The sequence below is a fragment of the Pantoea graminicola genome (assembly GCF_048452665.1).
In the GTDB taxonomy this organism is placed as follows: domain Bacteria; phylum Pseudomonadota; class Gammaproteobacteria; order Enterobacterales; family Enterobacteriaceae; genus Pantoea.
Genome location: NZ_JBLWSJ010000014.1, coordinates 20,829 through 27,014, shown reverse-complemented (window position 1 = coordinate 27,014; position 6,186 = coordinate 20,829). Strand labels below are relative to the sequence as shown.

General features: G+C 52.1%; 11 protein-coding genes. 10 read left to right on the top strand and 1 reads right to left on the bottom strand.

What is annotated here, in order from left to right; genetic code table 11:
- The first annotated feature begins 172 nt into the window (after nucleotides 1–172).
- Both bfd and bfr read left to right on the top strand, forming a co-directional pair.
- The gene (bfd, locus tag ACNY69_RS21380) at nucleotides 173–367 is read left to right on the top strand and encodes a bacterioferritin-associated ferredoxin (protein WP_111140930.1); all 195 of its coding nucleotides are present in this window, start codon (nucleotides 173–175) and stop codon (nucleotides 365–367) included.
- Between the two features lie 98 nt (nucleotides 368–465).
- Nucleotides 466–939 (top strand): bacterioferritin, encoded by a 474-nt coding sequence (gene bfr / locus ACNY69_RS21375; RefSeq protein WP_111140929.1) that lies wholly within the window; start codon nucleotides 466–468, stop codon nucleotides 937–939.
- Here the strand turns inward: bfr and ACNY69_RS21370 are convergent.
- Complete coding sequence (locus ACNY69_RS21370) at nucleotides 926–1,699, bottom strand: prepilin peptidase (protein WP_418800287.1); 774 nt, start codon at nucleotides 1,697–1,699, stop codon at nucleotides 926–928. The two genes, bfr and ACNY69_RS21370, sit on opposite strands and share 14 nt — an antisense overlap.
- Nucleotides 1,700–2,093: 394 nt before the next feature.
- Here ACNY69_RS21370 and rpsJ point away from each other — a divergent pair, with 394 nt between their 5' ends.
- Genes rpsJ through rpsC form a run of 8 tightly spaced genes read left to right on the top strand, consistent with a single transcriptional unit; the run spans nucleotide 2,094 to nucleotide 6,178 of the window.
- Nucleotides 2,094–2,405: a 30S ribosomal protein S10 gene (gene rpsJ, locus ACNY69_RS21365; RefSeq protein ID WP_001181005.1), complete on the top strand. Its 312-nt coding sequence runs from the start codon at nucleotides 2,094–2,096 to the stop codon at nucleotides 2,403–2,405.
- Nucleotides 2,406–2,437: 32 nt separating this feature from the next.
- The gene (gene rplC / locus ACNY69_RS21360) at nucleotides 2,438–3,067 is read left to right on the top strand and encodes a 50S ribosomal protein L3 (RefSeq protein ID WP_003850712.1); all 630 of its coding nucleotides are present in this window, start codon (nucleotides 2,438–2,440) and stop codon (nucleotides 3,065–3,067) included.
- Between the two features lie 10 nt (nucleotides 3,068–3,077).
- A complete protein-coding gene (gene rplD, locus ACNY69_RS21355; protein WP_009087590.1) occupies nucleotides 3,078–3,683 on the top strand; it encodes a 50S ribosomal protein L4 in 606 nt (201 codons plus the stop codon).
- The gene (rplW, locus tag ACNY69_RS21350) at nucleotides 3,680–3,982 is read left to right on the top strand and encodes a 50S ribosomal protein L23 (protein WP_003850708.1); all 303 of its coding nucleotides are present in this window, start codon (nucleotides 3,680–3,682) and stop codon (nucleotides 3,980–3,982) included. Before rplD ends, rplW begins: the two co-directional genes overlap by 4 nt.
- Before the next feature lie 17 nt (nucleotides 3,983–3,999).
- On the top strand, nucleotides 4,000–4,821 hold the full coding sequence (gene rplB / locus ACNY69_RS21345) for a 50S ribosomal protein L2 (protein ID WP_009087588.1): 822 nt from the start codon (nucleotides 4,000–4,002) through the stop codon (nucleotides 4,819–4,821).
- 16 nt (nucleotides 4,822–4,837) lie between these two features.
- Nucleotides 4,838–5,116 carry a 30S ribosomal protein S19 gene (rpsS, locus tag ACNY69_RS21340; protein ID WP_001138115.1) on the top strand — a complete coding sequence of 93 codons (279 nt, stop codon included), beginning with the start codon at nucleotides 4,838–4,840 and terminating at the stop codon, nucleotides 5,114–5,116.
- A gap of 13 nt (nucleotides 5,117–5,129) precedes the next feature.
- Complete coding sequence (rplV, locus tag ACNY69_RS21335; RefSeq protein WP_046289651.1) at nucleotides 5,130–5,462, top strand: 50S ribosomal protein L22; 333 nt, start codon at nucleotides 5,130–5,132, stop codon at nucleotides 5,460–5,462.
- Nucleotides 5,463–5,479: 17 nt separating this feature from the next.
- Complete coding sequence (gene rpsC / locus ACNY69_RS21330) at nucleotides 5,480–6,178, top strand: 30S ribosomal protein S3 (protein ID WP_008927135.1); 699 nt, start codon at nucleotides 5,480–5,482, stop codon at nucleotides 6,176–6,178.
- Nucleotides 6,179–6,186: the final 8 nt, after the last annotated feature.

Sequence of the window (6,186 nt, the reverse complement as noted above, 5' to 3'; positions counted from 1 at the left end):
TTAATTGTGATATCTGCTGTGGTCGTGCAAACGGCCACTGCAACACAGAAAAAGAGCACTTCGGTGCTCTTTTTTTTTGCTCTGCATTCACGATGACCCTGCAAAAGGTGGGTTTGAAATAAAAACGATTCGCATTTACACTGTATACAAAATGTACCCGAGTGATGAATCAATGTACGTCTGTCTGTGTAATGCCATCAGTGATAAAACCCTTCGTGAAGTCGTGCGTCGCTACCAGCCCAAATCCATCCAGCAGTTGCGTCAGTTTGTGCCCGTGGGCAAACAGTGCGGCAAGTGTATCCGCGCTGCGCGAGAGATTATGGATAACGAACTGCAGCACGCCCCGCTCTACAAAGAGATCGCCTGACCTCTCTGCTGTGGGAATACCCACAGTTTCTGTCACGGTTTTTTGACTTCTTTTTAACCGCATCTACGCTCTAATAAACCAGATGTGGAGGGTTAACAATGAAGGGCGATATTAAAGTCATCAGTCATCTGAATAAACTGCTGGGAAATGAACTGGTTGCCATCAATCAGTATTTTCTGCATGCGCGCATGTTTAAAAACTGGGGTCTGACCCGTCTGAACGACGTGGAGTATCACGAATCGATCGACGAGATGAAGCATGCCGACAAGTATATCGAGCGCATTCTTTTTCTGGAGGGGATCCCGAACCTTCAGGATCTGGGGCGGCTTCGTATCGGCGAGGACGTTGAGGAGATGCTCAGTTCAGATCTGAGTCTGGAACTGGAAGGTGCCAAGGATCTCCGTGAAGCAATCGCCTACGCTGACAAAGTGCATGACTATGTCAGCCGTGACATGATGATTGAAATCCTGGCCGATGAAGAGCATCACATCGACTGGATTGAAACCGAACTGGAGTTGATCCGGATGATGGGCATCCAGAACTATCTGCAGGCTCAGATTAAAGAAGAGTGAACCGGGTCTGAAGCACAAGGATGACCCAGCCTGCAATGGCCAGAAAAGGGCCAAACGGCAGCAAAGTGTCAGCCGCGCCTGGACGCTGTCGTTGCCCCAAAGATACGGCCGTCAGCGCCAGCAACGTGGCGCCCAGTGCAATGCCGGGTAAGGCCTGCCAGCCACAGCAGGCCCCCAGCGCAGCAAACAGCTTGATATCACCGTAGCCCAATCCCTCAATACCCCGCACCCTGCGATAGCCCTGCGCAAGTAGCCATAGCGTACAGTAGCCCGCTACCGCACCATAAATTGCCGTTGTTCCGCTGCCGGTCTGCGTCGCATGGAGCAATCCCAGCCAGAGCAGCAGATAGGTAAGCGGGTCAGGCAGGCAGAAGTAGTGACGATCAATGACTGCCAGCAGGAACAGGAGGCTGGCGACCGCAATCAGGTAAACCCTGTCTGAAACGCTATCAAAGCTGAGCAGCACCAGCAAACAGAGCAGAGCAAACAGCCACTCTGTCAGAAAGCTGCCGGCGCTAAATGGATGCCGGCAGAAGCGACAGCATCCTCCCAGGACTGGCCAGCTTACCAGCGGCAGGGTGTCGCGCCATAACAGGCGTTGCTGGCAACAGCGGCACTGTGAGGCGGGAAAGCAAAGGGCGGCAAACCACTGAGCGGGTGAGAGGGCAGGGGTAAAGCGGGAGCGGGCCAGCGACAGAAAGCTGCCCAGTGCGCCTCCACCTGCCAGCGCGGCGAGATAAGTGATAACAGCAGGGACCATGATAAGGCTCCGCATAGAAAAGAGTGGCACAGTGTCGCGGCCTCCGGTTTCTGCGTCATCAGCGAATCTGGCGTAATGGAGAGTGGCCCGCAGCCAGCCAGAGGCGTTCTCCGTCGGGCGACAGCAGAATGCGAGGCGCATCTCATCGGCGTGCCACTATTTACCGGCGAAAACCACAACACGGGTTGCTTCCTGAACAGATTTACGTATAATGCGCGGGCCTGCAGATATTGCAGGCGCGATTCGAGCAGAATCGCAGACGGCTGAAATATTGGCCGCCTGACAATACTCCCAATTGGGGAGTTATATGCTGAACGATTACACTCTCCCATCAATCGTAATGGGTTCGAGTAGTAATTTTTTTCGTCTATAAAAAGTTTGGAGCTCTGGTCTCATGCAGAACCAAAGAATCCGTATCCGTCTTAAAGCGTTTGATCATCGTCTGATCGATCAATCAACCGCGGAAATCGTTGAGACCGCCAAGCGCACTGGTGCGCAGGTTCGTGGTCCAATCCCGCTGCCAACCCGCAAAGAGCGTTTTACCGTTCTGATCTCTCCGCACGTCAACAAAGATGCGCGTGATCAGTACGAAATTCGCACTCACAAGCGTCTGGTAGACATCGTTGAGCCAACTGAAAAAACCGTTGATGCTCTGATGCGTCTGGATCTGGCTGCCGGTGTTGACGTGCAGATCAGCCTGGGTTAATCAGGTCATCGAGCGATTGAGAGGTTGAAACAATGATTGGTTTAGTCGGTAAAAAAGTGGGCATGACCCGCATCTTCACTGAAGATGGCGTTTCTATCCCCGTCACCGTAATCGAAGTTGAAGCGAACCGCGTTACTCAGGTCAAAGGCCTGGAGAACGATGGTTACCAGGCAATTCAGGTTACCACCGGTGCTAAAAAAGCAAACCGTGTGACCAAACCTGAAGCTGGTCATTTTGCTAAAGCTGGCGTTGAAGCTGGCCGTGGTCTGTGGGAATTCCGCACCGCTGAAGGTGAAGAATATTCTGTAGGTCAGAGCATCAGCGTTGAGATTTTCGCTGAAGTTAAGAAAGTTGACGTAACCGGTACCTCTAAAGGTAAAGGTTTCGCTGGTACCGTTAAGCGCTGGAACTTCCGTACCCAGGACGCGACTCACGGTAACTCCTTGTCTCACCGCGTTCCGGGTTCTATCGGTCAGAACCAGACTCCGGGCAAAGTGTTCAAAGGCAAGAAAATGGCAGGTCAGCTGGGTAATGAGCGCGTAACCGTTCAGAGTCTGGACGTAGTACGTGTTGACGCTGAGCGCAACCTGCTGCTGGTTAAAGGTGCAGTTCCCGGTGCTACCGGTAGCGACCTGATTGTTAAACCAGCTGTGAAGGCGTAAGGGGATAGCAATGGAATTAGTATTGAAAGACGCGCAGAGCGCGCTGACTGTTTCCGAAACTACCTTCGGTCGTGATTTCAACGAAGCGCTGGTTCACCAGGTTGTTGTTGCTTACGCATCAGGCGCCCGTCAGGGTACTCGTGCGCAGAAAACTCGCGCCGAAGTAACTGGTTCAGGCAAAAAGCCGTGGCGTCAGAAAGGCACCGGCCGTGCGCGTTCAGGTTCTGTAAAGAGCCCAATCTGGCGTTCAGGTGGCGTGACCTTTGCTGCGAAGCCGCAGGACCACAGTCAAAAAGTTAACAAAAAGATGTACCGCGGCGCGCTGAAAAGCATCCTGTCCGAGCTGGTACGTCAAGATCGTCTGATCGTTGTCGAATCATTTGCTGTAGAAGCACCGAAAACCAAGCTGCTGGTACAGAAACTGAAAGACATGGCGCTGGAAGACGTGCTGATCATCACCGGTGAACTGGATGAGAATCTGTTCCTGGCTGCCCGCAACCTGTACAAGGTTGACGTGCGTGATGCATCAGGTATCGACCCAGTTAGCCTGATCGCCTTCGACAAAGTCGTTATGACTGCTGACGCAGTTAAGCAAGTTGAGGAGATGCTGGCATGATCCGTGAAGAACGTCTGCTGAAAGTACTGCGCGCGCCGCACGTATCTGAAAAAGCATCTAGCGCGATGGAAAAAACCAATACCATCGTTCTCAAAGTTGCTAATGACGCGACCAAAGCAGAGATCGTTGCTGCTGTTGAGAAACTGTTCGAAGTAGAAGTTAAAGACGTAAACACCCTGGTTGTTAAGGGCAAAGTTAAGCGTCAAGGACAGCGTATCGGTCGTCGTAGCGACTGGAAAAAAGCTTACGTCACCCTGAAAGAAGGCCAGAATCTGGACTTCGCTGGCGGCGCTGAGTAAGTCGGAGGAGAAAGACAATGGCAGTTGTTAAATGTAAACCGACATCTCCGGGTCGTCGCCATGTAGTTAAAGTGGTAAACGCGGAGCTGCACAAGGGCAAACCATTTGCCCCGCTGGTAGAAAAAAACAGCAAATCCGGTGGCCGTAACAACAATGGTCGTATCACTACCCGTCACATCGGTGGTGGTCACAAGCAGGCTTATCGTATTGTTGACTTCAAACGCAACAAAGACGGTATCCCGGCAGTTGTTGAACGTCTTGAGTACGATCCGAACCGCTCTGCGAACATCGCACTGGTTCTGTACAAAGACGGCGAGCGCCGTTACATCCTGGCCCCTAAAGGCCTGAAAGCCGGCGACCAGATCCAATCTGGCGTTGATGCTGCGATTAAAGCAGGTAACACTCTGCCGATGCGTAACATCCCGGTGGGTTCAACCGTGCATAACGTAGAAATGAAACCAGGCAAAGGCGGTCAGATTGCTCGCTCAGCCGGTGCTTACGTGCAGATCGTTGCGCGTGAAGGTTCTTACGTTACCCTGCGTCTGCGTTCAGGTGAAATGCGTAAAGTCGAGTCTGACTGCCGCGCAACACTGGGCGAAGTCGGTAATGCTGAGCACATGCTCCGCGTTCTGGGTAAAGCTGGTGCAGCCCGTTGGCGTGGTGTTCGTCCGACCGTTCGTGGTACCGCGATGAACCCAGTTGATCACCCGCACGGTGGTGGTGAAGGTCGTAACTTTGGTAAGCACCCGGTTTCACCGTGGGGCGTTCAGACCAAAGGTAAGAAGACCCGTAGCAACAAGCGTACCGATAAATTTATCGTACGTCGCCGTAGCAAATAATATTAGAGGATAAGCCATGCCACGTTCTCTCAAGAAAGGTCCTTTTATTGACCTGCACTTGCTGAAGAAGGTAGAGAAAGCGGTGGAAAGCGGTGACAAGAAGCCTTTGCGCACTTGGTCCCGTCGTTCAACGATCTTTCCTAACATGATCGGTTTGACCATCGCTGTCCATAATGGTCGTCAGCACGTTCCTGTCTTTGTTTCCGACGAAATGGTTGGTCACAAACTGGGTGAATTCGCGCCGACACGTACTTATCGCGGTCACGCGGCTGATAAAAAAGCCAAGAAGAAATAAGTAGGAGGAAGAGATGGAAACTATTGCTCAACATCGCCACGCTCGTTCTTCTGCTCAGAAGGTTCGCCTTGTTGCTGACCTGATTCGCGGTAAGAAAGTGTCGCAGGCTCTGGACATTTTGACCTACACCAACAAGAAAGCGGCTGTACTGGTCAAGAAAGTTCTGGAATCTGCCATTGCTAACGCCGAACACAACGATGGCGCTGATATCGACGATCTGAAAATCACGAAAATTTTCGTTGATGAAGGTCCGACCATGAAACGCATTATGCCGCGTGCCAAAGGTCGTGCAGATCGCATCCTGAAGCGCACCAGCCACATTACTGTGGTTGTGTCCGATCGCTGAGACTCTGGAGACTAGCAATGGGTCAGAAAGTACATCCTAATGGTATTCGCCTGGGTATTGTAAAACCATGGAACTCTACCTGGTTTGCGAACACCAACGAATTCGCTGACAACCTGGACAGCGATTTTAAAGTACGTCAGTTCCTGACTAAAGAACTGGCTAAAGCATCTGTCTCTCGTATCGTTATCGAGCGTCCAGCGAAGAGCATCCGTGTGACTATTCACACCGCTCGTCCGGGCATCGTTATCGGTAAGAAAGGTGAAGATGTCGAAAAACTGCGCACGGTCGTCGCGAAAATCGCTGGCGTTCCTGCACAGATCAATATCGCCGAAGTCCGCAAGCCGGAACTGGACGCGAAACTGGTAGCTGACAGCATCACTTCACAGCTGGAGCGTCGTGTGATGTTCCGTCGTGCTATGAAGCGTGCAGTTCAGAACGCCATGCGTCTTGGCGCGAAGGGTATTAAAGTTGAAGTTAGCGGCCGTCTGGGTGGCGCTGAGATCGCACGTACCGAATGGTACCGTGAAGGTCGCGTGCCATTGCACACTCTGCGTGCTGACATTGACTACAACACCTCTGAAGCGCACACCACTTATGGTGTAATCGGCGTTAAGGTATGGATCTTCAAAGGTGAGATCCTGGGTGGTATGGCTGCTGTTGAACAACCGGAACCGGCTGCTCAACCTAAAAAGCAGCAGCGTAAAGGCCGTAAGTAAGGAGAGTC